At 67.1% G+C, this 26455-nt stretch carries 22 protein-coding genes; 17 read left to right on the forward strand and 5 right to left on the reverse strand.

The genetic code is table 11. From position 1 onward, the window contains the following. Window positions 1-58: 58 nt before the first annotated feature. The 5 genes from rpsP to ABE571_RS13795 all read left to right on the forward strand — a co-directional run bounded on the left by rpsP (window position 59) and on the right by ABE571_RS13795 (window position 2664). Window positions 59-319 (forward strand): 30S ribosomal protein S16, encoded by a 261-nt coding sequence (gene rpsP, locus ABE571_RS13775; RefSeq protein WP_017356068.1) that lies wholly within the window; start codon window positions 59-61, stop codon window positions 317-319. A 42-nt stretch (window positions 320-361) separates the two neighbouring features. After that, window positions 362-874: a ribosome maturation factor RimM gene (gene rimM, locus ABE571_RS13780; protein ID WP_121043481.1), complete on the forward strand. Its 513-nt coding sequence runs from the start codon at window positions 362-364 to the stop codon at window positions 872-874. A 5-nt stretch (window positions 875-879) separates the two neighbouring features. Beyond that, window positions 880-1638, forward strand: coding sequence for a tRNA (guanosine(37)-N1)-methyltransferase TrmD (gene trmD, locus ABE571_RS13785; protein WP_346493845.1), 759 nt, complete (start codon window positions 880-882; stop codon window positions 1636-1638). Between the two features lie 155 nt (window positions 1639-1793). Next, entirely contained in the window at window positions 1794-2201 is a 408-nt protein-coding gene (gene rplS / locus ABE571_RS13790) for a 50S ribosomal protein L19 (protein WP_019184486.1), read from the forward strand. 85 nt (window positions 2202-2286) lie between these two features. Next, on the forward strand, window positions 2287-2664 hold the full coding sequence (locus tag ABE571_RS13795; RefSeq protein ID WP_346464328.1) for a DUF6404 family protein: 378 nt from the start codon (window positions 2287-2289) through the stop codon (window positions 2662-2664). Here ABE571_RS13795 and ABE571_RS13800 read toward each other — a convergent pair. Beyond that, window positions 2661-4148 (reverse strand): MATE family efflux transporter, encoded by a 1488-nt coding sequence (locus ABE571_RS13800; protein ID WP_346464327.1) that lies wholly within the window; start codon window positions 4146-4148, stop codon window positions 2661-2663. The genes ABE571_RS13795 and ABE571_RS13800 overlap by 4 nt on opposite strands. 139 nt (window positions 4149-4287) lie before the next feature. Between ABE571_RS13800 and ABE571_RS13805 the strand changes: the two genes are divergently transcribed. Then, complete coding sequence (locus ABE571_RS13805; protein ID WP_313211123.1) at window positions 4288-4536, forward strand: hypothetical protein; 249 nt, start codon at window positions 4288-4290, stop codon at window positions 4534-4536. 9 nt (window positions 4537-4545) lie between these two features. Beyond that, on the forward strand, window positions 4546-4950 hold the full coding sequence (locus ABE571_RS13810) for a S4 domain-containing protein (RefSeq protein ID WP_313211108.1): 405 nt from the start codon (window positions 4546-4548) through the stop codon (window positions 4948-4950). A 69-nt stretch (window positions 4951-5019) separates the two neighbouring features. Here the strand turns inward: ABE571_RS13810 and katG are convergent, their stop codons facing one another. The 4 genes from katG to ABE571_RS13830 form a co-directional block, all read right to left on the reverse strand. After that, window positions 5020-7254 carry a catalase/peroxidase HPI gene (katG, locus tag ABE571_RS13815; protein ID WP_346493846.1) on the reverse strand — a complete coding sequence of 745 codons (2235 nt, stop codon included), beginning with the start codon at window positions 7252-7254 and terminating at the stop codon, window positions 5020-5022. 200 nt (window positions 7255-7454) lie between these two features. Continuing rightward, window positions 7455-8069 carry a DUF937 domain-containing protein gene (locus ABE571_RS13820; RefSeq protein ID WP_313211110.1) on the reverse strand — a complete coding sequence of 205 codons (615 nt, stop codon included), beginning with the start codon at window positions 8067-8069 and terminating at the stop codon, window positions 7455-7457. A 203-nt stretch (window positions 8070-8272) separates the two neighbouring features. Beyond that, window positions 8273-10828, reverse strand: coding sequence for a DNA mismatch repair protein MutS (gene mutS, locus ABE571_RS13825; protein WP_346466394.1), 2556 nt, complete (start codon window positions 10826-10828; stop codon window positions 8273-8275). A 152-nt stretch (window positions 10829-10980) separates the two neighbouring features. Continuing rightward, complete coding sequence (locus tag ABE571_RS13830) at window positions 10981-11376, reverse strand: ribonuclease inhibitor (RefSeq protein WP_313211113.1); 396 nt, start codon at window positions 11374-11376, stop codon at window positions 10981-10983. Window positions 11377-11687: 311 nt separating this feature from the next. On the opposite strand from ABE571_RS13830, the gene ABE571_RS13835 reads away from it, so the two are divergent. The 10 genes from ABE571_RS13835 to ABE571_RS13880 all read left to right on the forward strand — a co-directional run. Continuing rightward, window positions 11688-12545: a CoA ester lyase gene (locus ABE571_RS13835; protein WP_346464323.1), complete on the forward strand. Its 858-nt coding sequence runs from the start codon at window positions 11688-11690 to the stop codon at window positions 12543-12545. Window positions 12546-12630: 85 nt separating this feature from the next. Further along, entirely contained in the window at window positions 12631-15078 is a 2448-nt protein-coding gene (locus ABE571_RS13840) for a sodium:solute symporter (RefSeq protein ID WP_346493847.1), read from the forward strand. Window positions 15079-15171: 93 nt separating this feature from the next. Continuing rightward, window positions 15172-16053 (forward strand): LysR family transcriptional regulator, encoded by an 882-nt coding sequence (locus ABE571_RS13845; RefSeq protein ID WP_346493848.1) that lies wholly within the window; start codon window positions 15172-15174, stop codon window positions 16051-16053. Window positions 16054-16298: 245 nt separating this feature from the next. Beyond that, window positions 16299-18473 carry a TonB-dependent receptor gene (locus ABE571_RS13850; protein ID WP_313211116.1) on the forward strand — a complete coding sequence of 725 codons (2175 nt, stop codon included), beginning with the start codon at window positions 16299-16301 and terminating at the stop codon, window positions 18471-18473. 99 nt (window positions 18474-18572) lie between these two features. Then, window positions 18573-19892: a serine hydrolase domain-containing protein gene (locus ABE571_RS13855; protein ID WP_346464319.1), complete on the forward strand. Its 1320-nt coding sequence runs from the start codon at window positions 18573-18575 to the stop codon at window positions 19890-19892. Further along, a complete protein-coding gene (locus ABE571_RS13860; RefSeq protein ID WP_346481912.1) occupies window positions 19889-20842 on the forward strand; it encodes a ribokinase in 954 nt (317 codons plus the stop codon). Before ABE571_RS13855 ends, ABE571_RS13860 begins: the two co-directional genes overlap by 4 nt. 37 nt (window positions 20843-20879) lie before the next feature. Further along, window positions 20880-23069 carry a formylglycine-generating enzyme family protein gene (locus ABE571_RS13865; RefSeq protein WP_102789226.1) on the forward strand — a complete coding sequence of 730 codons (2190 nt, stop codon included), beginning with the start codon at window positions 20880-20882 and terminating at the stop codon, window positions 23067-23069. Next, on the forward strand, window positions 23066-24931 hold the full coding sequence (locus tag ABE571_RS13870; RefSeq protein WP_346493849.1) for a beta-L-arabinofuranosidase domain-containing protein: 1866 nt from the start codon (window positions 23066-23068) through the stop codon (window positions 24929-24931). Before ABE571_RS13865 ends, ABE571_RS13870 begins: the two co-directional genes overlap by 4 nt. A gap of 137 nt (window positions 24932-25068) precedes the next feature. Continuing rightward, window positions 25069-26259, forward strand: coding sequence for a CoA transferase (locus tag ABE571_RS13875; protein WP_102789147.1), 1191 nt, complete (start codon window positions 25069-25071; stop codon window positions 26257-26259). 16 nt (window positions 26260-26275) lie between these two features. Continuing rightward, a partial coding sequence (locus tag ABE571_RS13880; RefSeq protein WP_346464316.1) for a transaldolase family protein occupies window positions 26276-26455 on the forward strand: 180 nt, incomplete at its 3' end.

Genomic DNA, 26455 nt, shown 5'->3' on the forward strand with positions numbered 1-26455 from the left:
CTATAATCGCCGGCTTACCGCGCCATCCTGGCGACTGGGCAATTGAGGAAACAACACCATGGTCAAGATTCGACTGACCCGCGGCGGCGCCAAGAAGCGTCCCTTCTACCACATCATCGTGACCGATTCGCGCAGCGCCCGTGATGGCCGCAACATCGAGCGCGTCGGTTACTACAACCCGGTTGCCCAGGGTGCCGAGTCCCGCATCGTGCTGGACCTGCCGCTGGTCGACAAGTGGGTCGCCAACGGCGCCCAGATGACCGACAAGGTTCGCAACCTGTACAAGGAAGCGACCAAGGCCCAGGCCTCCGCGGCCTGATCCTGAAGGGCCGCGCCTGCCGCGGCCCATCGGTCTATACAGATGAAAGATACCGAGCGCCGCATCCTGCTGGGCAGGATTGTCGGCGCTTTTGGTGTGCGAGGCGAGATCAAGCTCGAGTCCTGGACCGAGCCGCGTACCGCCATTTTCCATTACCAGCCCTGGATCCTGCGGACCCCCGCCGGCCAGGAGAGCACGCTCACCGGTGCACGCGGACGTCAGTCCGGCAAGCATCTGGTCGCCGTGTTTCCCGATATCACCGACCGCGATGTGGTCGAGGCGATGTACGGGACCGAAGTCTATGTCGCGCGCAGCGCGCTGCCGCCCCCGAAGCCCGATGAGTATTACTGGGTCGATCTGGAGGGCTTGCAGGTGCGTACCGTCGAGGGTGTCGAACTTGGGCGGGCGTCACACCTGTTCTCGACCGGCTCCAACGACGTGCTCGTGGTGCAGGGGGATCGTGAGCGGATGATTCCGTTCGTGCAGCCCGAATTCGTCGTCTCGGTGGATTTCGAGGCCAACCTGATCGTGGTCGACTGGGATCCGGAGTTCTAAGCCGGATGCGTATCGACGTCGTCACGTTGTTCCCCGAGTTCATGGCGCAGTCGGCCGCGCTGGGCGTGGTCGGCCGTGCTGCCGAGCGCGGTCTGCTGGAACTGCACGGCTGGAATCCGCGTGACTATGCCGAAGGCAACTACCGCCGGGTGGACGACCGTCCATTCGGGGGTGGCCCGGGCATGGTCATGCTGATCGAGCCGCTGCGGGCCTGTCTGGCGGCCGCGAAAGCCGCTGATCCGGCGCCCGCGCCGGTGATCTACCTCAGCCCGCAGGGCAAGCCGCTGACCCAGGCCAAGGTGCGGGAACTGGCGGCACTGCCGCGCATGATCCTGCTCTGCGGCCGCTATGAGGGCATCGACGAGCGCTTCCTCGAGGCCGAGGTCACCGAGGAAATCTCCCTCGGCGATTACGTGCTGTCCGGCGGTGAGCTGGGCGCGGCGGTGATCGTCGATGCGGTGACCCGCCTGCAGGAGGGGGCCCTCGGCGATGCCGAATCGGCCGCCCAGGACAGTTTCGAAGGCCCGCAGGGGCTGCTGGACTGCCCGCATTACAGCCATCCGGCCCAGCATGAATGGGGCACTGTCCCGGACGTACTGCGCTCGGGCAACCATGCCGCCATCGCCCGCTGGCGCCGGCAGCAGTCGCTGCTGCGCACCGCGCTGCGGCGGCCGGACCTGCTCGACGAAGGCCAGTTGTCCAAGGCCGACCGCCTCCTGCTGGAGCAGGCACGGCAGGCCGCTGCCAAGGATCCAACCCCCTAGCGCGGGGGCGGGATCTTGTTTACAATTCGGGATTGCCATCGGCCTTTTGGGGCCCGTTGGCAGGAACCCCTACAAAAAACGTGCAGCACAGTCCGGTGACTGCATGAGCCCACGTTGTCGAACGACACGATCACCCGAACATTATCGGTGCACCCATGAGCAAGCTGAACAAATCCATCCTCTCGGACTTCGAATCCGCCCAGATCACCCGCGAGCTGCCGAAGTTCAGCCAGGGTGACACCGTCGTCGTCAACGTGAAGGTGAAGGAAGGCAACCGTGAGCGCGTGCAGGCTTACGAAGGCGTCGTCATCGGCACCAAGAACGCCGGCCTGAACTCCGCGTTCACCGTCCGCAAGATCTCGCACGGCTACGGCGTCGAGCGCGTCTTCCAGACCCACAGCGCCATCATCGACTCGGTCGAAGTGAAGCGTCGTGGTAAGGTCCGCGCCGGCAAGCTGTACTACCTGCGTGGTCTGGAAGGCAAGGCTGCCCGCATCAAGGAAGATCTGGCTGCTGCTGCGCAGGCCAAGGCCGCGCGCCTGGCTGCCAAGGCTGCCCAGTAATTCCCGGCCGACAACTTCGGTTGTCGCCTCAAACGGCCACCTTCGGGTGGCCGTTTGCATTTGTGGCCTCGTGATGGAGAAGCACATGGACCGTTATCCCGCTGATGTTCGTCACGCGCTGCAGGCCATGGCCGACGCCAACGTGCCTGCCGGCATGCGCGCACCGCCGCTGCATCGGCTGCTGTGGCGCATGGGGCTGCGCGTGCCGCCACCGCTGCTCGCCAGCTTCGGTGCCAATCTGTTCGTGATGGGCGGGCTGTTTGGCGTGTTGTGGGGCGTGTTGTGGCGCGGCTTGATGGGGCTGGTCCTGGACCTTGGCTCGCTCACGCTCGGCATCACCATTGGCAGTGCTGTCATGGCCGGGCTGTTGTTCGGCGTGATGATGGCGCTGCTGATGCGGTACCAGCGGCGACGCTACCAACTGCCTGCCTGGAAGACGCTGCTGCAGGGGCGCATGGCTTAATCCGGCCGTGCGGTGCCCACGCGGGCGGGCTGGAGCGGCGTGGTCGGATTCGGGTCCGCCACCGGCGACGGCGGCGACGCGGGGACCTCGGCCGGCGCGGCCAGTTCCTCGTGATGGCTGGGCAGCATGCGTGCCTTGCGCCAGCCGCCCCAGCGGTAATACGCCAGCGACATCAGCATCGCGCAGAACGAGCTGACCGGGAAACTCCACCACACCGCGTCGGCGCCCCAGCGGTCCTGCAGCAGCTCGGCGAAGGGCACGCGGATGCCCCACAGCGAGGCGGCCAGGATCAGCAGCGGGGGGATCACCGCGCCGGTCGAACGCACCACGCCGGAGATCACGAAGTTCACCCCGAAGAACAGGAACGACCACACCGCGATGTGGTTGAGGTGGCGCGCCACCTCCAGCGCCTGGCTGCCTTCGGGCAGGAACAGGGCGAGCGTGTATCGGTCAAGCAGGATCAGCGGCAGGATCAGCACGCCGGTCAGCAGGAAGTTGTAGAGCACGCCGCTGCGGGCGGTGCCGCGCACGCGGTCCCAGCGCTGCGCGCCGACGTTCTGCGCGGCCATGGTCGAGCACGCCGCGCCGATCGCCATCGCCGGCATCTGCACGTAGGTCCACAGCTGCAGCGAGGCGCCATACGCGGCGGCAGTGTCGGTGCCGTAGCTGTTGACCATGGTCATCATCAGGATCATCGACAGCGAGATCAGCACCATCTGCAGGCCCATCGGCACGCCCTTGACCACCAAGGCGCGCAGGATCTCGCCATCGATCTTGAACAGCGCCATGTCCTTGCGCCCCAACCACAGCACATGCCGCTTGTTGCGCATGTACCAGAGCAGGCCGAGCAGTGAGAGGGTCTGCGCGATCAAGGTGGCCCACGCCGCGCCGGCGATGCCCAGCTGTGGGAACGGGCCGATGCCGAAGATCAGCAGCGGGTTGAAGCCGATATCCAGCACCACCGACAGCAGCAGGAAGCGGAACGGCGTGCGGGAGTCGCCCACGCCGCGCAGCGCAGAGCTCAGGAAGGCGAAGGCATACAGCGTCGGCATCGCCAGGAAGATGATGCGCAGGTAGGCCTCGGCCAGCGGCAGTGATTCGGCCGGTGTGCCCATCGCCGCCAGCAATGGATGCGACAGCCACCAGCCGGCGATCGCGATCACCACCGACAGGCCGATGAAGAAGGTGGCGCTGGTGCCCATCACGCGCCGGGCCTGGGGCAGGTCGCGGGCACCCATCGACTGGCCGATCAGGATCGAGGCGGCCATGCCGATCCCGAACACCGAGCCGATCAGGAAGAACATGATGTTGTTGGCGTTCGCGGTGGCGGTCAGCGCCGCCTCGCCGAGGAAGCGGCCGACCCAGATCGCGTTCACCGAGCCGTTCATCGACTGGGCGATGTTGCCGGCCAGGATCGGCAGGGCGAACAGGAACAGATTGCGCCCGATCGGGCCCGTGGTCAGGTCAAGCGGCGCTTTGGCCATGTGCGCTGGAGATCGAGCTCAGAGAGCGGCACACTAGCACCAAGCCCATCAAGGGGATATCGCGATGCGTACTTCCGCGTCTCAACGCACGTCAGCGGCTGCCCCGGTAGTGCCGGCCGCTGGCCGGCTGCAGATCCTTCTGGATGACCGGTTCATCCCCACCGCGCTGGCCCTCTTGATTGGCGCCTCGCTGGCCGCATGTTCGAGTACGGACGACCGCCTGCGCGACGCACAGGTACGGCCCATGGACCGACCGGAATGCCAGGTCGGCAGCCAGCGACGCGATCTGGATGCGGGGGTTCCCACGCTGATCGGTGGCACTGGCTGCCGTGGCGATCCATCGGCACCGCAACCGCTGAACCGACGACCGGCTGAGCCGGGGAGTTGAATCACCCGCATGATCGAAGCAACCCCATTGGCCGCCGTGCGGCTGGATGTGTGGCTCTGGGCCGCACGGTTCTATCGAACCCGCAGCCTGGCCAAACAGGCGGTGGAGACCGGCAAGGTGGATGTGGCCGGGCAACGCCCGAAATCCTCGCGCGCGGTGCGCGTGGGCGAAGCGCTGCAGATCAGCCGTGGCGATGAAGTGTTCGATATCCAGGTGCTTGGGCTCAGCGAGATGCGCGGCCCGGCCCCGGTGGCCCAGCAGTTGTACGCCGAGAGCGAGGCCTCGCTTGCACGCCGCGCGGAGCTTCGCCTGCAGCGTGCCGCGGCGAAGAACGGTTACCAGCCGCCGGAGCACAAGCCGGACAAACGCGCGCGCCGGTTGATCCGTGCGCTGGGTGATCTGGACGCACTGTGAGCCGCGCACCGCACGCATGAAAAGACCGGGCCATGCGGCCCGGTCGTTGTGTATGGCTACGGTGGTGAATCAACGCAGGTCGTAACGATCCAGCTCCATCACCCGCGCCCAGGCGGCGACGAAGTCGCGGACGAACTTCTTCTCGCCGTCCGCGCTGGCGTAGACCTCGGCCAGTGCACGCAGCACCGAGTTCGAGCCGAACACCAGGTCCACACGGCTACCGCTCCAGCGCTGCGCGCCGGTCGCGCGGTCACGGCCGCTGTAGTTGTCGCCATTGGCCACCCATTGCGTGCGCATGTCGAGCAGGTTGACGAAGAAGTCGTTGCTCAACGTGCCGACGCGATCAGTGAACACGCCTTCCTGGCCGCCGCCGACGTTGGTGCCGATCACCCGCAGGCCGCCGACCAGGGCGGTCATCTCCGGCGCGGTCAGCGTGAGCAGCTGCGCACGGTCGATCAGCAGTGCTTCGGCAGGCACGCTGTAGCGGCCCTTGACGTAGTTGCGGAAACCATCGGCATACGGCTCCAGCACCGCGAACGAGTCCACATCGGTCTGGTCCTGGCTGGCATCGGTACGGCCGGGGTTGAACGGCACGCTGACCTCATGGCCACCGGCCCTGGCCGCCTGCTCGACGCCGACATTGCCGGCCAGCACGATCAGGTCGGCCAGCGAGACCGGCGTACCGCCGTCGCCCTTGAAGCCGGCCTGGATCTTTTCCAGTGCGGCCAGCACCTTGCCCAGCTGCTGCGGCTGGTTGACGGCCCAGTCTTTCTGCGGGGCCAGGCGCACACGCGCGCCGTTGGCGCCGCCACGCTTGTCCGAGCCGCGGAAGGTCGAGGCTGATGCCCACGCGGTGGAGACCAGCTCGCCCGCGCCCAGGCCGGTCGCGGCGATCTGCTGCTTCAGCGCGGCGATGTCCTGCGCGCTGAGCGGGGTCTGCGGGGCCGCCGGCACCGGGTCCTGCCAGACGAATTCTTCGGCGGGAATTTCCGGGCCGAGGTAGCGTGCACGCGGGCCCATGTCGCGATGGGTCAGCTTGAACCACGCACGGGCAAAGGCATCGGCGAAGGCCTGCGGATCGGCCAGGAAGCGGCGCGAGATCTTCTCGTAGGCCGGGTCCACACGCAGCGACAGATCGGTGGTGAGCATGGTCGGGCGGTGCTTTTTCGATGGATCGTGCGCGTCGGGAATGATCGCCTCGCTGTCCTTGGCCACCCACTGGTGCGCACCGGCCGGGCTCTTGGTCAGCTCCCACTCGTGGCCGAACAGGATCTCGAAGAAGTCATGGCTCCACTGCGCCGGCGTGCGCGTCCAGGTCACTTCCAGGCCACTGGTGATGGTGTCGCCACCCTTGCCGGTGCCGAATCGGTTGGCCCAGCCCAGGCCCTGGCTTTCCAGGCCCGCCGCTTCCGGTTCCACATCGACGTTGTCGGCCGGGCCGGCGCCGTGGGTCTTGCCGAAGCTGTGGCCACCAGCGATCAGCGCGACGGTTTCCTCATCGTCCATGGCCATCCGGCCGAACGTATCGCGGATGTCGAAGGCCGCCTTGAGCGGATCGGGATTGCCGTCCGGGCCTTCCGGATTGACGTAGATCAGGCCCATCTGGACGGCGGCCAGCGGGTTCTCCAGATCACGCGAGTGGATGTCGCCATCCGCGTCATCATCGGAGACCAGCACGCCGTGGTCTTCCTGCACGCCTTCGGAGCCATGCGCATAGCGAACATCGCCGCCGAGCCAGGTGGTTTCGCGGCCCCAGTACACATCCTGGTCGGGTTCCCAGGTATCCGGACGGCCGCCCGCGAAGCCGAGGGTCTTGAAGCCCATCGATTCGAGCGCGACGTTGCCGGTGAGCACCAGGAGGTCAGCCCAGGAGATCGCCTGGCCGTACTTCTGCTTGATCGGCCACAGCAGGCGGCGTGCCTTGTCCAGGCTGACGTTGTCCGGCCAGCTGTTGAGCGGGGCGAAGCGCTGCTGGCCACGGCCGGCGCCGCCACGGCCATCGCCGATGCGGTAGGTGCCGGCGCTGTGCCAGGCCATGCGCACGAACAGGCCGCCGTAGTGGCCGAAGTCGGCCGGCCACCAATCCTGCGAATCGGTCATCAAGGCCTTGAGGTCGGCCTTGAGTGCGGCGTAATCCAGGCCCTTGAAGGCCTCGGCGTAATCGAATGCCTCATCCAGCGGATGCGAGCGGGTCGAGTGCTGGTTGAGCAGGTCCACCCGAAGCTGCTTGGGCCACCAGTCGCGGTTGGTGGTGGCGTCGCCGACGAGGGCGTGGTTGAACGGGCACTTGGCTTCGCTTTTCATGGGTATCTACCTGTGTACTGGCGAACGTGGCCACCATCGGCGTGGGGAGGCGATGGCGACGTCGGGAAGGTTGCCCGCACACCTGGCCGTAAAGCACCGCGATGTGAAGGCGTGCCCACACGGTAATCACTGCCGTTCATTCGGTACATTCGAATGAATCAACCAATGCGATAGGCGCAGGCTATTTCGAGCGATTGCCTTCAGCGCTTGCCGAACAGACCGCCGCCGAGCTTGAGCAGATCGCCGACGCCCAGCTGCCCATCTCCGTCCTGGTCCAGCACGGAGGTCAGCAGGCCACCGCTGTTGGCGCTCTGGGCTTCCTGGCCGAGGGCCTGGCTGAGCTGGCCGGGGCTGGCGTTGCCGCCGCTGGCGAAGCGCTGGGCCAAATAGGACATCACGATCGGCGCAAGGATCGCGAGCAGCTGGCTGGTCTTGCTGCTGTCCAGCCCGGTGGCCTGGCTCAGGCCCTGGGTGGCACGGTCAGTGTTGCCGCCGAAGATGTGGCCGAGTATCCCGGCACCGTTGGTGGCATTGCCGCCACCGCCGCCCAGCACGCTGCCGAGCAGCCCGCCCAGATCGACGCCGCTCCCGGCACCGGCCGGCGCATGATCACGCTGCAGCGCGCCCAGCAGTGCCTGTGCGCCTTGAGGTTCCTGCGCATTGCGGCCCATCGCGCCGAGCAGCAGGGGCAGGGCGGCGCCGACCGCGGTGCTGGCCTGGTTGGGGTCGATGCCCAGCTGCTGGGATACCTGCTGCAGGCCTTGGCCCTGCTGCAGTTGCTGGAAGAGGGACGCGGCAAGTGATTCGGTATTCACGGCGGACTCCAGGGCAGGGATGGGAACCGCCCGAGCATAGCGCTGCGTTCACTACGGGAATGCGAAGAATTCACGCGGGCCCGCGCGGACACCCGACCAACGGTCGGATGCTACCGGCGCTGCGGGGAGCCGGCCAGCGGCCGGCACTACCGCACTGTGGCGGTAGGCCACGACCGTTGGTCGTGGCCAGCCCGGACGCTCCCTCAGAGCAGCGTCTTCAACCGGTACAGCGCTTCCAGTGCCTGCTTCGGGGTGAGCTCGTCCGGATCGATCGCGGCCAGCGCATCCTGTGCGGCGGTATTGGGTGCGTTGAACAGCCCGAACTGCTGCGGTGCATCCAGCGCCTGCGCGGCCACCACGGCGGACTGCGTCTCATGGCTGCGCTGCTCCAGCTCGGCCAAACGGCGCCGCGCCTGGGCGACGGTCGATTTCGGCAGGCCGGCCAGTGCGGCCACCTGCAGGCCGAAGCTGCGGTTGGCCGGGCCATCTTTCACGGCGTGCATGAAGACCAGTGCGTCGCCGTGTTCCACCGCATCCAGGTGCACGTTGGCGATGCCGCTGGCGCCGCCTTCGTGCTGTTCGTCGGCCAGCGCGGTCAGTTCGAAATAGTGCGTGGCGAACAGCGTGTAGCAGCGGTTCTGGTAAGCCAGATGCCGTGCGACCGCATCGGCCAGTGCCAGGCCGTCGTAGGTGGACGTGCCGCGGCCGATCTCGTCCATCAGCACCAGCGACTGTGCGCTGGCGTGGTGCAGGATGTAGCTGGTCTCGGCCATTTCGACCATGAAGGTCGACTGCCCACGGGCCAGATCGTCGCCGGCGCCGATACGGGTCAGGATGCGGTCGATCGGGCCGATCACCGCGCGGCTGGCCGGCACGAAGCTGCCGATGTGGGCCAGCAGCACGATCAGTGCGTTCTGGCGCATGTAGGTGGATTTACCGCCCATGTTCGGGCCGGTGATCACCAGCATGCGGCGGTCCGGATGCAGGTCCAGATCGTTCGGTTCGAACGGCTGCTCGCGTACCGCTTCGACCACGGGATGACGCCCGCGCTCGATCTTCAGGCACGGCCCGGTCTCCAGTTCCGGTCGCGCCCAGTCCAGCGCCTGCGCGCGTTCGGCGAAGCCGGCCAGCACATCCAGCTCGCTCAGCGCGGCGGCGCACTGCTTGAGCGGCTCCAGCCCGCTGGCGAGGATGTCCAGCAGTTGTTCGTACAGGAACTTCTCGCGGGTCAGCGAGCGTTCCCGCGCGGACAGCACCTTGTCTTCGAAGGACTTCAGTTCTTCGGTGATGTAGCGCTCGGCATTGGTCAGCGTCTGGCGGCGCGTGTAATGCACCGGCGCCTTCTCCGACTGCCCCTTGCTGATTTCGATGTAGTAGCCGTGCACGCGGTTGTAGCCGACCTTCAGCGTGGCGATGCCGCTGCTGATGCGCTCGCGCTGTTCCAGATCGATCAGGAACTGGTCCGCATGCGTGGAGAGGCGACGCAGCTCGTCGAGCTCGGCGTCGTAGCCTTCGGCGATGACGCCGCCATCGCTGAGCTTCAGCGGCGGGGTCGGAGCGATCGCGCTGGCCAGCAGATGCGCGCATTCGTCATGCGAGCCCAGCGCATCGTGCAGCGCGATCAGCCGCGGCGAATCCAGCGGTGCGAGCACTGCGCGCACCTCGGGCAGCAGGCCCAGGCCATCGCGCAGCGTGGAGAAATCGCGCGGGCGCGCCGAGCGCAGCGCCACGCGGGTGAGGATGCGTTCCAGATCACCCAGTGCACGGAAGGCATCGCGTACGTCGCCCTCGGCGCCGCGATCGATCAGCGTAGCGACCGCATCGTGGCGGTGCACCAGCACTTCGCGCAGGCGCAGCGGGCGGTGCAGCCAGCGCCGCAGCAGGCGGCCGCCCATCGGCGTCACCGTGGTATCGAGCACGCCGAGCAGGGTGTTGCGGGTATCGCCATCGACGCGCGTATCCAGCTCCAGATGGCGGCGCGTGGCCGCGTTCATGGCAATGGCTTCGCTCGCGGTTTCGGTGGCGATCGCGGTGAGGTGCGGCAGGCGTTGCTTCTGGGTCTCTTCGACATAGCCCAGCAGGGCACCGGCGGCCGCGGTGGCGCGCGGCTTGTCGTCGATGCCGAAGCCGGTCAGGTCATGCAGCTTGAAGAAATTCAGCAGCTGGCGGCGGCCGCTGTCGGCATCGAACAGCCAGGGCGCGCGCCGGCGGATGCCATTGCGGTACTGCAGGAAGGCGGGCCAGTTCTCTTCATCGGGCACCAGCAGCTCGGCCGGTTCCAGGCGCGCGAGCTCGGCTTCCAGCGCATCGTCCGAATCGACTTCGTTGACCAGGAAGCGGCCACCGGCCAGATCGGCCCAGGCCAGGCCGTAGCCATTCTTGCCCCGCGAGAGGGCCATCAGCAGGGTGTCGCGGCGCTCGTCCAGCAACGCTTCGTCAGTGACGGTGCCGGGGGTGACGATGCGCACCACCTTGCGCTCGACCAGGCCTTTGGCCAGCGCCGGGTCGCCGATCTGCTCGCAGATCGCCACGGACTCGCCCAGGGCGACCAGACGCGCCAGATAGCCTTCGTAGGCATGCACGGGCACACCGGCCATCGGGATCGGCGCGCCGCCGGAGCTGCCGCGCTGGGTCAGGGTGATGTCCAGCAGCCGCGCCGCCTTGCGGGCGTCGTCGTAGAACAGCTCGTAGAAATCGCCCATCCGGAAGAAGAGCAGCAGGTCCGGGTAGTCGGACTTGGCGGCGAAGAACTGCTTCATCAGCGGGGTGTGTTCGGGCTGCTTCTCTGTCACGCGGGGTCCATCACAGTCGGGGGCAGCCCGGAAGGCCGCCTGGTCGGCCATTGTAGGGGAGGGGGCGGGCAGGGCGAAGGGCATGCGGTTCAAGCGGCACGGGCGCGCCCCGCAGCCGCTCAGTCCGTGCGCAGCTGCAAGGTGGGATGGGCGGCGAATACCTCCAGGATGATGTCGAAATAGGTCTGGCCGACGCCGCGTTCCAGCGCGTCCAGCTGGGTGGCGATTCTCGCGGCATTGAACACGCCGGGCCGCGCCTGTTTTTCCTGCAGCCAGGCGCGGGTGGCCGCCACCCCGAGCGCGGCGCGGCTGTGTGCGATGTGTGTCCAGTGCACGGTGGCGGATGCGTGCCCGGCCAGTGCGCCGTAGCCGCCGTAGAGCAGGTCATCCAGCGCATCCAGGCTTGGGGCCAGTTGCCAGTCCTCGCTGGCCATGAACACGCGGTTGATCTCGGCGTAGAAGCCGGCGATGTCGTGGATGGCGCTTCCATCCAGCACCAGGGTGGGGCCGGTCATGCCGAGCTCGGCGCGTGCAGGTGCTGCATGCACCGGACGATGGTTGTCGACGGCAGGGTGGGTTCATGCATCGGCAGCAGTCCTCGTGACGCGTTTGGTGGGTGACCGCCCGAGACGCGACGTGGGCGGTCACCACGGCAGGTTCCAGCAATGGATTGTGCGGGCAACACGGTGATGTTCGACGCTGTTCTGCTCGTGGTGCACTGCAGCGCAGTGGGCGGTCAAAACAAATGCTATCCAATGAATGTCCGGGACCGCACTTTTAAAGGGCTTCCAATTCTGCAGACTGCGCGGGTTGATGAGGGAAAACCATGCGTAGCAAGCTGTTCGTCCCCGGCGCCCGACCGGAACTGTTCGACAAGGCCATGGCCGGCGAGGCCGATGCGCTCTCTTTCGACCTGGAGGATTCGGTGCCCGAGGCCGGCAAGGCCCAGGCCCGCGACCAGGTCGCCGGCTTCCTGCGCCGCGTGCGGGGCGGCGCCGGTGACAAGCAGTTGATCGTGCGCAGCAACGGTACCGACAGCGCCCATTTCGGCGCGGACCTGGATGCCGTGGCGCTCCCCGGTGTGGACTTGCTCAACCTGCCCAAGATTGAATCGGTGGCGCAGCTGCTGGCGGCCATCGTACGGCTGGAACAGGCTGAGCAGCGCAACGGCGTGACGCGCCCGATCGGGCTGCTGATCAACATCGAAACCCCCAAGGCCCTGCGCATCGCCGCCGAACTGGCCGGCGCGCACCCGCGCGTGGCCGGATTGCAGTTGGGACTGGGCGACCTGTTTTCGCCCAACGGCATCGACCGTGAGCCGAGCAATGTGCATGCCACGCTGTTCGCGCTGCGGTTGGCGGCCGCCGAAGCCCAGGTGTTCGCCTGCGACGGCGCATTTCCGGACGTGGCTGACAGCGACGGCTTCCTGGCCGAGGCGCAGATGGCCCGGCAGTTGGGCTTCATCGGCAAAAGCTGCATCCACCCGCGCCAGGTTGCCCTGGCCAACGCCACCTTCAGCGTGCCGCCGGCGATGCTCGCGGAGGCGCAGCGGATTGTTGCCGCCGCCGCCGGTGCCGAAGGGCAGGGACACGGCGCGTTCCTGTTTGAAGGCCGGATGATCGACCTGCCGTACCTGCGCCGTGCTCAAGCCCTGCTTGCCGCGTCTTCTCCCCCGGTTACCTGATTGCGGTATCGGGATGCATCGACCACTGTCTCTTACCTGCGCTCTTGCCGGCTTCGGCGTTGCCGCACTTTTTCCGGGTAATTTCATGCACAAGCCTGCACCGTCCGCGTTTCTTTCCACTGTGCTCCGGCGCTGCGCGCGCAGCGTGCGGCTGGTTGCCGCCGCTGTCCTGCTTGCCGGCAGTGGCGCCGTGGCCGCCGAGAGCCTGACTACGGTGGCGGCCGGCAACCTGCCGGCATTGCCGACGCAGATCGCACCGGGCGGGCTGGTGCATGTGGACGGGCGCCTGGTGGCGCTCGGCCATGAAGGTGCCTGGGAACTGCGCGCCGACAACAAAGCGTGGGATGCGTTGCCGGCGCCGGCCGCCGGGCAGCTGGACGGGCTTGAGGGCAGTGTCAGCGCGGCCGGGCGCACCTATCTGCTGCAGGGCCGGGATGCGCTCGGCGACCGCCTGCAGCCGGTGGTCCTGAACAACGGCGCGCTGGTTTTCGGCGCGGCCATTGCGCTGCCTGAGCCGCTGCGCAACGCGCGGGCGGCCACCTTTGGTGACGCGCTGTATCTGGTGGGCACCGATGCGGCTGGCAGCGCCCAGCTCTACCGCCGTCCCGCGGCGGCAGGCACCGCCACTTGGCAGCATCTGGAGGACTTGCCGCAGCAGGGGGTTGCCAGCGCATTGCAGGCGCAGAAAGGCGCGCTGTACCTGGGCCTGGCCACCAGCGCGGGCAGCGATCAGCTGTGGCGCCGCAACGTCGACGCCAGCTGGCAGCAGGTCGCGTCGCCGGACGGCACGATCGTGGCCGGCTCGATGCGCGCGCTGGGCCAGGCGCATCTGCTGATGCTGGTGAAGGACGGCAGCGGCATGACCCAGGCGCGCACTTTCCACACGATCACCGATGCGTGGACGACGCTGGAGACGCCCGTGGCGGCCGATCCGCAGGCAGTCACCGCGTGGGGTAACGGACTGGCCTGGGCCAGCGCGGGCGCCACCGGCAGCCAGCTCCAGTACGCCGAAATGCAGGGCGGCAAGCACCTGCTGCGCTGGCTGGACTGGACGGTGATCGGCATCTACCTGCTGGCCATGCTCGGCATGGGCTTCTACTTCTACCTCAAGGATCAGAACGCTTCCACGGCGGACTTCTTCGTCGGCGGGCGCTCGATTCCGTTCTGGGCGGCCGGCATCAGCCTGTATGCCACCAACACCAGTTCGATCAGCTTCATCGCCATCCCGGCCAAAGCCTTCGATACCAACTGGCAGTACCTGACCAACAACCTGATCGCGGTCGTCGGCCTTATGTTCGTGGCGGTCTGGATCGTGCCGCTGCTGCGCCGGCTGGACCTGATGAGCGTGTTCTCCTACCTGGAAACCCGCTTCCACCCGGCGATCCGCATGCTGTCCAGCGCACTGTGCATCGTGATGCAGATCGGTAGCCGTATGAGCGTGATCCTGTTCCTGCCGGCGCTGGCGATCTCCACCATTACCGGCGTGGACGTGGTCTGGTCGATCATGCTGATGGGCGTGTTCACCATCATCTACTCCACCGTCGGCGGTTCCAAGGCGGTGATCTGGACCGACGTGGTGCAGGTGATCGTGATGTTCGGCGGCGCGCTGTTCGCGATCGGCTTCATCTTCCTGCAGACCGGTGGCGACATGCCGCAGCTGCTCAGTGCGGCTGCGGCGGAAGACAAGACCAAGCTGTTTGATTTCAGCTTCGACCTGACCAAGGCCACGGTGTGGGGCTTCATCTTCCTGGTCGTGTTCGATGTGGTGCTGACCTTCCCGAAGGACCAGGTGCTGATGCAGCGCACCTTGTCCACGCGTTCGGACAAGGAAGCCGGGCGATCGATCTGGGCATTCGCCGCCATCATGATTCCCGGCGGCTTCGTGTTCTACGGCATCGGTACGGCCCTGTGGATGTACTACCGCAACAATCCCGAGCGCCTGAATCCGCTGCTGCCGATCGATGCGACCTTCCCGCTGTTCATCGCCGCCGAGCTGCCGGCCGGCGTCACCGGGCTGATCATCGCCGGCATCTTCGCCGCGGCGATGTCGACCCTGTCGAGCATCATCAACTCGATCTCGACCCTGGTCTCGGTGGATTTCTACCAGAAACTGGTCAAGGACCCGAACGAGAAAACCGCCGTGCGCGTGGCCGAATGGTCCGGCGTGGGCGTGGGCCTGATCGGCATCGGCATCGCGCTGGTGATGAGCCGCTATGACATCCATTCGCTGTTCGATGTTTCCATCGAACTGGCCGGTCTGCTCGGCGGTGGTTTTGCCGGTGCCTACACGTTGGGGATGTTCACCCGCCGCGCCAACGCGCCGGGCGTGGCGATCGGTGTGGCCGGCTCGATCCTGATCACGCTGGTCTGCTGGACCATGGACCTGGTGCACCCGTACTTCTATCTGGCGATCTCGATCCTGCTGTGCATCGTGATCGGCTACGTGGCCAGCCTGTTCTTCCCGGCGCCCACCCGCTCGCTGAAGGGGCTGACCATCTACCGCGATACCCCGGCCGAAGCGGCAGCCCCATGACCAGCACCGTTGAGGCGCCGGCGCACGGGCCATTGGTCCAATCGCATTGCGCCAGTGGCTCGTGTAGGTTGCTCACGCGCTGAGAGGTAATCCGTGGAAACCCAGTTCCTGAGTACGTTCGTAACAGTGGTGGACCGCGGCTCGATGGCTGCCGCGGCCCGCTCGCTGCATATCACCCCGGCCGCGGTCGCCCAGCAGATCCGCACGCTGGAACGTGAACTCGGCGCGCCGCTGATCGCCCGCGCCGGGCGCACCGTCAGCGTCACCGAGGACGGCGCGCGCATCCTGCAGCGGGCGCGCGACCTGCTGCGCCAGGTGGCCGACCTGCGCAGCGTGGCCAACGAAAACGACCTGGCCGGCGAGCTGCGGCTGGGCGCGTGCCCGACCGCGCTGGCCGGCCTGCTGCCGGACATCCTGTCGCGGATGGTCGCGGCGTTCCCGCAGATCAACGTCTTCATCAAGCCGGGCTACTCGGCCGATCTGTACCGGGCGGTGGAGGCTGGCGATCTGGATGCGGCGATGGTGCTGCAGGCCCCCTTCGCGCTGCCCAAGACCTGCAAGTGGCAGCAGCTGCGCGAAGAACCACTGGTGGTGCTGGCGCCGGCCCATCTGGGCAGCCGTGACCCGCACGAGCTGCTGCGCGAGCAGCCGTTGATCCGCTACGACCGCCACGAATGGGGCGGTCGCCTCGCCGATGACTACCTGCGACAGGCCGGGATCGTGCCGCGCGAGCGGTTCGAGCTCAATGCACTCAACGCCATCGCGGTCATGGTCGACCGCGGGCTGGGCGTGTCACTGGTGCCGGATTGGGCCAAGCCCTGGCCGGAAGGCTTGAATGTCGTGCGCATTCCCTTGCCGCAGTGCAGCGAACCGCGCCGGATTGGCGTGGTCTGGTCGCGTTCGTCGGTGCGCATCCGCCTGGTGAACGTGTTGCTGGAGGAAGCGCGCGTCGCATTGACCGAGCCGCAACGCTGACACCACGGGTTTTCGCGCGGTGCGCGGTGCGAAGCGAAACAAATCCTAGGCTTTGAACATACCTGAGCGCAGTTCTATCGCCATGACGCCGCGCCTAGGCTCTCGCCTCGTTGCCGGACAGGACGTGGAGACCCGCAAGGGAACCGCATCGACCGGCGGAAGGGCGAAAGCCCACGCGCGTCATCGGTGGCGACGGCTCCCCGGCCGGCTGTCCCGCATTTCCTTTTTTTGGGGGGGAGAAACGAATGATCAAGCCACTTTCCGCGGCCATCAGCACTGCACTGTTCGCCTGTGTCATCAGCCCTGCCATGGCGCAGAGCACGACGCCCACCGATCTGGACCAGGTGATCGTGACCGGCAGCCGGACCCCGATCTCGATCGAGAAGGTTCCCGGTGCAGTGACCGTCGTGAACCAGGAACAGGTGCAGCGCACCCTCAACCTGACCGAAGACGCCACGGCCGTGCTGGCACGCATGGTGCCCGGTTACTCCGAATCCTCCCAGGCGATGAGCAACAGTGGCGAGACCCTGCGCGGCCGCGTCGCGCTGCGCCTGTTCGATGGTGTGCCGCAGGGCTCCCCGCTGCGCGAAGGCAGCCGCAACGGCACGTTCACCGACATGGGCGTGATCGGCCGCATCGAGGTCATCAACGGCCCGTCGGCCGCCGAAGGCATCGGCGGTGCCGGTGGCGTCATCAACTATCTCTCCAAGAATCCGGAAGTGGAGGGCCACCAGACCACGGTGAGCACGCGCTACGGCACCCAGTTCAAGGATGACAGCGGCCAGTCCAAGATCGGCATCACCCACACCTTCAAGGGCGATGCGGCCGACTTCCTGATCAGCGGCGCCTACATCGATCGCGGCATCGCCTACGACGGCGACGGGCGCCGGGTTGGCTTGAACACCTCCGGCTCGCTGTCCGATTCCTACAGCAAGAACCTGTTCCTGAAGGGCGGCTACAACTTCGGCGAGGGCCAGATGCAGCGCATCCAGGCCAGTTACAGCAACTTCCATATCGGTGGGAAGCACAACTACATTCCGGTCGAAGGCTGCCGCTACGACGCCGTGGAGTGCCCGGTGCCGAGCACCAATACCGCCGAGAAGGGCTCGATCAAGGATTCGCTGGCCGAGTTCAACGATTTCGAACAGTTCGCTGCCAAGTACACCCATGCCGACTTCTTCGGCGGTGACCTGAGCGTGGACCTGTACTGGGCGAAACAGGCGATGCGTTATGTGCCGGAGAACGGCACGGACCGCCAGCTGGTCAAGCCGGCCCCGCCGGAAGACCAGCGCATCTGGGACCAGTCGGAGATCAACTCCGAGAAAAAGGGGCTGCGCGCGGCCTATGCCTACAGTGGCCTGTTCGCGGTGGAGGGCCTGCGCCTGCGCACCGGCCTGGACCTGGTGGAAGACACGGCGGAACAGCGCCTGGCGTTGACCGACCGGGTATGGGTGCCGCCGATGAAGTACACCAGCCTGGCGCCGTACGCGCAGCTGAGCTGGGACATCGGCCCGGTGACGCTGGATGCCGGCATCCGCCGCGAAGACGGTGAGCTGGAAATCGACGGTTACACCACCACCGCCTACCGCGACTTCACCCCGGTGCAGGGCGGCAAGCTCGACTACAAGGCCAACCTGCCCAACTTCGGTGCGATCTGGCGCATCACCGATGCGTGGTCGGTGTTCGCCTCTTACTCGGAAGGCTTCGGTATCGCCAACGTGGGCATCCCGTTGCGCAACATCCAGGCCAACAGCCCGTGCAAGGCAGTGGCATGCATCGCCGATCTGCAGCCGCTGATCACCAAGAACAAGGAAGTGGGCTTCAACTGGCGCGGCGAGCAGGCCCAGGTCGGGATGTCGGCTTACCGCTCGACGTCCGAGTTCGGCTCATCGCTGACCGTGGACAAGGTGACCGAGGACTTCATCCTCACCCGCGCCCCGACCCGGATCGAAGGCGTTGAACTGAACAGCGCCTGGACCTTCAACGACCAGTGGAAGGCGACGCTGCTGTACTCGCGGATCCGCGGCCAGACCCAGTACTACGACGGCTCGGGCCTGAACAAGGAGATGGGCATCCTCGATATCTCGCCGGACAAGGTCAATGCCTCGCTGACCTGGACGCCGAACGATCGCTTCGACGCGACGCTGGGCGTGAGTCGTACCTTCAGCCGTGACCTGCGCGAGACCTTCGTCAATCCGTCCAACGGTGCGGTGTATCGCAATGACGAGGATACCTACGGCTACGCGCTGTGGGATCTCAGCATGAACTACGACACCGGCACCTACGGCAAGCTGTCGCTGGGCATCGAGAACCTGCTGGACAAGCAGTACGTGCTGACCTGGTCGCAGCTGCCGGGCTGGCAGAACTTCTTCTCCGGCCGTGGCCGCATGGTGTCGCTGACCCATACCTTCACGTTCTGACCGTCACCGCGGACCGGCGCTGCGAGGCACTGCAGCGCCGGTCCGTTTTTATTGCCTTACCCTGTCATGACGTTACCGCCACCGACAGCAGGAGAGCGGATGTACTGGCCATCGCACGGACCGGCCCACGCCCGTCATTGCCGCCCCCGGGCACGCCTGGCCGTGTTCGCGTTGCTGATGCTGGCGGTGGGACAGGCCGCGGCGTCGTTGCCGGACCCGCCGAGCCAGACGGAAACGACGGCTGCGTCGGCGCGCTTGCCAGCAGTCGATGCCTTCCTGCACGAATCGACGGGCCGCCAGGGCTATACCGGCGCGGTCGCGCTGGTGATCCACGATGGCCGCATCGTGCATGACGCCGCCTACGGTTGGCAGGACCTGGCGCATGCCACGCCCATGCAGCGTGACAGCATTTTTCGCATCTACTCGATGACCAAGACGGTGGCCTCGGTGGCCGCCTTGATGCTGGTGGAAGAGGGTCGGCTGGATCTGGATGATCCGGTGGCGCGCCATCTCCCTGAGTTCTCGCGTCTGCAGGTCTTCGCCGGGGGCACCGCCGCGGCGCCACAGCTGCGGCCGGCGACACAGACGCTGACCGTACGACATCTGCTCACCCATACCGCCGGCTTCGCAGCGGGTGGCGAGGGATTCGAGGCGGTAACCGCATTGCTGGAACACCAGCAGGTGCAGGCCGCGGACAGCCTGGCCGCCTACACCACGCGCTTGGCCCGCGTGCCACTGGCGACCGAGCCGGGCACGCGCTTCCGTTACGACAGCACGTCGATCGAGGTTCTGTCGCGCGTGGTGGAAGTGGTGGGTGGGCTGCCGTTCGAGCAGTTCCTGCAACAGCGTGTGTTCGGCCCGCTGGACATGCGCGACACCGGGTTCGTGGTGCCGGTGCGCGATCGCGCACGGGTGGTGGCGCTGACCACCATGGGCGAGCACGGTGATCTGGTGCTCGCCGATGAGGTGCATGCGCGGGTGCCCGGCAGTGCGCTCCGGCCGTATCCAAGCGGTGCCGGTGGTCTGTATTCCACGGCCGGCGACTATGGCCGGTTCGCGCAGATGCTGCTGGACGGCGGCCGCTACGGCGAGGTGCAGTTGCTTCGACCCTCCACCGTGGCCCTGATGATGCAGAACCAGCTGGTGCACACCGCCTTGCCCCGGCCGGTGACCGAGTTCAGCGATGCCGAGGGCTTCGGCCTGGGCGGTTCGGTGTTGCTGGATCCGGCCCTGAAAGGACGCACCGCTTCGGTCGGCGCGTTCGGCTGGTCGGGCGCGGCCTCGACCTACTACACGATCGACCCGGCACGCCGCCTGGTCGCGATTCTGATGCTGCAGCATCTTCCGGGCGGCAATGACGATCTGCCGCGCATCAGTACGACGTTCTACAACCGCGTTGATGAGGCGATAGACCCATGAGTAGTGCGACACGTTCCACCGTCCTTGTCGCCGGCTCGGCCAATCTCGATTTCGTGGTGCGCGCCACGCATGTGCCGGCGCCCGGTGAGACGGTGCTGGGCCGTGGCTTCAGCACGTTCCCCGGTGGCAAAGGCGCCAACCAGGCCGTGGCCTGCGCGCGGGCCGGCGGTGCGCCGACACGGATGCTGCTGGCCGTGGGCGAGGATGATTTCGCCGCGCCGATCGAGGCGTCCCTGCGCGATGCGGGTGTGGCCCTGTCGACCGTGCGCGATCCTGCGCTGCCCACCGGTACCGCCTTCATCTGCCTGGCCGACACCGCCGAGAACGCGATCACGGTCGCGCCGGGTGCCAACCTCGGGCTCCGCGAGGAGCACCTGCCGGCACTGGAGGGCGTGGGCTGGCTGCTGCTGCAGCTGGAAACCCCCGTGCCCACCATCACCGCCTATGCCCGCCGCGCCCGTGCGGCCGGGCTCAAGGTCGCGCTCAACGCGGCGCCGGCACAGGTCCTGTCCGATGCGCTGCTCGCGCTGCTGGATGTGCTGATCGTCAACGAAGGTGAGCTGGATGTGGTGGCCGGCCATCCCCCGGACCTGGCCACGGGGCTGGCGCGCGTGCCGGTGCCCTGCGTGATCGTGACCCTGGGTGCGCGTGGCTGCCTGGCCCGGGTGAACGGCGAGGTGCTGCTGCAGCCGGGGTTCCGCATCGACCCGATGGATACCACCGCGGCCGGCGATACTTTCTGTGGCGCCCTGATCGCTGCGCTGGCCGACCATCAACCGATGGCCGAGGCGTTGCTGGCCGCCACCGCAGCTTCCGCGCTGGCCTGCACCCGCCTGGGCGCACAGGCGAGCATTCCCACCCGCGCCGAGGTGCAGGCGCTGCTGGGCGATCCCACGCGCGTTCCCGATGCCGCCGCCCATGCCGCGCTGGCGGCAGCGTGCGCGCGCTGATGTCCCTCCTTTCCGTTTCCTGCTGGATGCCTTGCCCATGACCACGCCGTATCAGAGCCCCGATTACGACACCGATGCAGCCGACTACGGGCGTGAGCCGATCCGCACCGAGTACAAGTTCTCGCACGTGACCACCGGGCGTTACCTGCCGACGCCCGGCAAGGCGCCGGCGTGGCCCTTCGCCGATATCGGCAGCTGGATGATCGATGCCAATGCCAGCGCGGGCGATTGGCTGGAAGAACTGAAGGACTGGCGCCGCGAGCACCTGGTCCGGATCGGCTACACCGATGTGAACTACCGTCGTCCGGAGCTGCAGTGGGCGCAGCGCAACTTCGTGCATGCACAGATGATGGTCGAGGATCGCTATTTCTTCGATGCGGCCACCGGGCAGTACACCGTCGACCGGTACCTGGACGATCTGACCGCACGGTTCGGCGGGCTGGATTCGGTGCTGATCTGGTACATCTACCCCAACATCGGTATCGATGACCGCAACCAGTTCGATCTGGCGCATGACATGCCCGGCGGCCTGGCGGGATTGAAGGCCGCGGTGCAGGCCTTCCAGAAGCGCGGCGTCAAAGTGTTCCTGCCGGCCAAGCCGTGGGACCACGGCACCCGCGACCCGGGCGTGACGCACTGGGATGGGCTGGCCGAGATCGTCAAGGCGGTCGGTGCCGACGGCATCAACGGCGATACCTTCAACGGTGTGCCGCGGGCGTTCTTCGATGCCTGTGATGCACGCGGCAATCCAGTGGTGGTGCAGCCCGAATCCACCATCAGTTCCGAAGAGCAGTTGATCTGGAACGTGCAGAGCTGGGGCAAGAAGGCGCCTGATGGCCCGGTGCCGCCCGTCTCCAAATGGAAGTGGCTGGAGCCACGCCACATGGTGAACTACGAGAACCGCTGGGGCCGCAACCGCAATCACGACCTGCAGTACTGCTTCTTCAACGGCATCGGCTACAACGCCTGGGAAAACATCTGGGGCGTCTGGAACCAGTTCACCCCGCGCGACGGTGAAGCGCTGCGCCGGATTGCCACGCTGTACCGGCAGTTCCCGCAGCTGGTGGTCTCGATGGACTGGGAGCCGTACCAGGTCTGCCTGCAGGGCGGCATCTTCGCCAGCCGGTTCCCGGGCGAGGGGGTAGCGCTGCACACGTTGATCAACCGCAACGAATACGCCGTGGACGGTGAGCAGATCGCGCTGGCGCATGCGCAAGGCACGCGTTACTTCGATGCGTGGCATGGCCGCGCGTTGACGCCGCGGATCATCGACGGCGCGGCGTACATCGAGCTGCCGATGGAAGCGCGCGGCTTCGGGGCGATCCTGAGTGTGGCTGCAGGTACCGCGATCGAGGGTCTGGACGAATTCCTGGCGGCGACCGCCGAGCGCGCACAGCAGCCCCTCAACAGTTACTCCGCCGCGTGGAAGGCCGCTCCGCAGGAACTGCTGGCGATCGCGAGCACGCCCCCGCAGGCCGAGGCGCCGACAGGCATGGTCACGATCCCGGCCGGCGAGTTCCTGTTCCAGGTGGGCGGTATCGAGATCGAAGGGTTCACCTGGGCCGGCCTGGATGTGCAGTACCCGTGGGAAGACTGCGCGCGCCGCCACCATCGCCGGCGCATGGCGCTGCCTGCGTTCCACATCGATCGCCACCCGGTCACCAACGCCGCGTTCAAGCGCTTCCTCGATGACAGCGGCTACCGGCCGGCCGATGACCACAACTTCCTGGCGGACTGGAAGGACGGCGCGCCGCGTGCGGGCTGGGACAACAAGCCGGTCACCTGGGTCTCGATCGAGGACGCGCGTGCGTACGCGGCGTGGGCCGGCAAGCGGCTGCCGCATGCGTGGGAATGGCAGTACGCCGCGCAGGGCACCGACGAGCGCCTCTACCCGTGGGGCAACGCGTGGGATGCCGCACGCGTGCCGCGGGTCAATCGTGGCCGTCGCCTCACCCCGCCGGCGGATGTGGATGCACATCCGCAGGGGGCCAGCCCGTTCGGGGTGGAGGACCTGGTCGGCAATGTGTGGCAATGGACCGATGAATTCAGCGATGCGCACACCCGCGCGGCCGTACTGCGTGGCGGCAGCAGCTATCAGCCGCAGACCTCGCACTGGTACTTCCCGCAGGCCTACCGCCTGGATCAGCACGGCAAGTACCTGCTGATGGGTCCGTCCAAGGATCGCGCCGGTACGGTCGGCTTCCGTTGCGTGGTGGATGCGGCATGAACCGTCTGCATCCCGCCGCCCGCGGCATGACGCTGGTCCCGCCGCAACAGGTCACCTTGCAGGGCGTGCTGGGCGATGCCCTGGCAGCCAACCGCAGCGGGCGCCTGAGCACGTTCGTCGTGGATGAGCACAGCGCGCCGATCAGCATCTTCGGCCAGGCGCACAAGCACCAGAACCACGAGGGCGACTGGTATGGCGAGCACGCCGGCAAGTGGCTCTCGGCCACCGCGCGGGCGGTGGCGCAGGGCGGGCAGCCGCAGCTGGAGGCCTCGTTGCGCCGCGTCGCCGACTGGTTGATCAGCCAGCAGGACGATGACGGCTACCTGGGCAACTATGCGCCTGAGCGTCGCTTCACCGTGCCGCAGCCGCCCAAGCCGGAGAGCTGGAACGGCGAGCCGGCGCTGCGCACCTGGGACATCTGGACGCACAGCTACCTGATCCTTGGGTTCCTGGAAACGTGGCGCGCGCTCGGTAACGCAGCCTACCTGCAGGCCGCGTGCCGGATCGCCGACCTGTGCTGGCAGGCCCTGCAATCGGGCATCGACATCACCACGCTGGGCAACCACCACGGCATGTCCGCCACGGTACTGCTGGATCCTGCCGCCGATCTCTATCTGGTCACCGGCGAGCCGCGCTATCTGGCGCTGGCCGAATGCATCCTGGCGCAGGCGAACGCCAACCCGCGGCTGGCGCTGCTGGACAAGGCGCTGGCTGGTGAGGACGCAGCCTTCATCGCAACCGGCAAGGCCTATCAGCTCAGCTGGAACCTGGTCGGGCTGGCCAAGCTGTACAAGGCCACCGGGCATGACGACCATCGCCAGGCGCTGGATCATCTCTGGCACAACATCCGCGAGCAGCACCTCACGCTGGGCGGCGGGCCGTGGGGTGGGGTGGCGCACCGGTCGCGCGAGGTATTCAACGCGCCGCGCACCTTCTTCCCGCAGGCCTATGTGGAAACCTGCTCGGTACTGGCGTGGATGCAGCTCAACCGTGAGCTGCTGGCCATCACCGGCCACGCACGCTACGCCGATGAACTGGAGCGCACCGCCTACAACGACCTGCTGGCGGCGATGGCCGCCAATGGCGAGGACTGGTGCTACTACACCTATCCCAACGGCCGGCGCGTGCACACCACGTACTGGCGCTGCTGCAAATCCAGCGGCGCGATGGCCGTGGAAGAGTTGCCACAAGTCGCCTATGGAATCGCGGCCGATGGTGGGCTGCGGGTCAATCTGTACGGGCCGGGCGAGGCCACGTTGCTGCACGCGCAGGCCGGTGCAGTGACCCTGCTGCAGGCGACCCGATTCCCCTTCGAGGGTACGGTGACCGTCACCGTGCTGCCCGAGTGCGTCGCCGAGTTCAGCATCGGCGTGCGGATACCGGGCTGGGCGACGGGCGCACGGATCGAGGTCAATGGACAGCCCGAGGCGGCCGAGGCGGGCGCGGACGGGTTCGTGCACGTGCAGCGTACCTGGCAGTCCGGCGACACGATCTGCGTGCAACTGCCGATGCAGCCACGCCTGCACCGGGCGGCCAACATCAACGTGCAGGAATCGCGCGCGCCGGATGGCGCGCCGGTGGCGCAGGAGGTCCTGCGCTGGGAGTACGTGGGGTTGAGCTACGGGCCGCTGGTGTATGCCACCGGCCTGATCGACGGGTACAAAACCGATGAGACGGTGCGCTTGCCGCACCGGCCACCCTCGCAGTGGCTGCAGGTGGGCGAGGACACGGGCGAGGGCGCGTCGATCACCGTGCAGCTGGAGTGCCGCGGCCCGCTGACGTTCGAGCCCTACTACCGGTGTGGCGGGCGCGATCACGGCAGCTGGCGGTTGAGCTGGCTGTCGCTGGCGCCGTCGGGCTGACGTCCCGGCGGTGTTCGGCGGCGGTGGCGCCGCCGACGCCGCAGCGTGCTTTTTGTCCACCCAGAACATACCCACACGATCTGTTTCTTCCCGTTGGCCAGGAGGAAACTTCCATCAAGGTATCGAGTGTATTGACCATGACCGGAAGCAACCCCAGTTCTCCATTCGCCATCGCACAGCGGGAAGGTGCCACCGGGCCGTTGAGCGGCATTCGGGTGCTGGATCTGAGCGCCTACATTGCCGGCCCCTACGGCTGCACGCTGCTGGCCGACCAGGGCGCGGAGGTGATCAAGGTGGAGCCGCCGGTCGGCGACAACCTGCGGCGCTATCCCTCCACGCTGGAGGCCGAGAGCCGCGCATTCCTCGGCGTGAACCGCTCCAAGCGCGGCGTGGTGCTGGACCTGAAACAGCCTGACCAGCGTGCGGTGCTGATGCGCCTGGTGCGCGAGGCGGACGTGCTGGTGCACAACTTCCGGCCGAGCGTGCCGGTACGCCTGGGCATCGATTTCGAGAGCCTGCACAAGCTCAACCCGCGCCTGGTGTATTGCTCGGTCACCGGCTACGGCGAGCAGGGGCCGTTGAAGGAGAAGGCAGGGTACGACCAGGTGCTGCAGACCATGACCGGCATGTGCACGATGCAGGGCAAGGCGGGCGGCGCCCCGGAGATCCTGTACGGCTCGGTGGTCGATTACTACGCTGCCGCGCTGGTGGCGGCCGGTGTGTCATCGGCCCTTTACGAGCGCGAACGCAGCGGCGAAGGCCAGTTCGTGGGCGTGTCGCTGCTGCGCAGTGCGCTGACGATGCAGTCGGCGCGGATGGTCTGGGCCGAGGGCGAGCCGGCGGCAGTGGGCCGCGATATGCGCTCAGGCGGTGTCACCGGCATCCATCCCACCGCGGATGGATACCTGTACATCTCGGCCAATACCCCGCGCTTCTGGCAGGCATTGTGCGAGCGGATCGGGCGGCCGGAACTGGCAGCCGACGCGCGCTACGACACGGTGCGCAAGCGGGCTGCGGAGGCCGAGATACTGTTGCCGCAGTTGCACGCCGCGCTGGCCACGCGCAGTGCGCTGGCGTGGGAGGCCTTGTTCGGCGAAGAGGTGCCGTGCGCGGCCGCGCGCCAGGTCGAGGACATGTTCGACCATCCACAGGTGCAGGCCGAGCAGATGGTCACGTCGCTGCCGCACCCGCTGTTGGGCAGCTACCGCGGCATCACCCGGCCGATCGTGTTCGGCCGCACACCCGGCCCGGAGCCGTTCGCCGCGCCGGTGTTCGACCAGGACACGGCGGCGGTCAGCGCGCTGCTCGACGCGTGCTCTGATGACTGATGCCCAGGAGCTCTCCATGACGTCGCTGTCCAAACTCTCCCAGCTGCGTGATCTGTCCGTGGTGGTTGCCGATACCGGCGACTACGAGGCGATCAAGCGCTTGAAGCCGGTCGACTGCACGACCAACCCCACCCTGGTGAAGAAAGCGCTGGACCTGCCGGTATACGCCGATCTCATCGAGAGCGCGCTGGCCTGG

It is taken from the genome of Stenotrophomonas sp. TWI273 (assembly GCF_039674765.1).
GTDB lineage: Bacteria > Pseudomonadota > Gammaproteobacteria > Xanthomonadales > Xanthomonadaceae > Stenotrophomonas.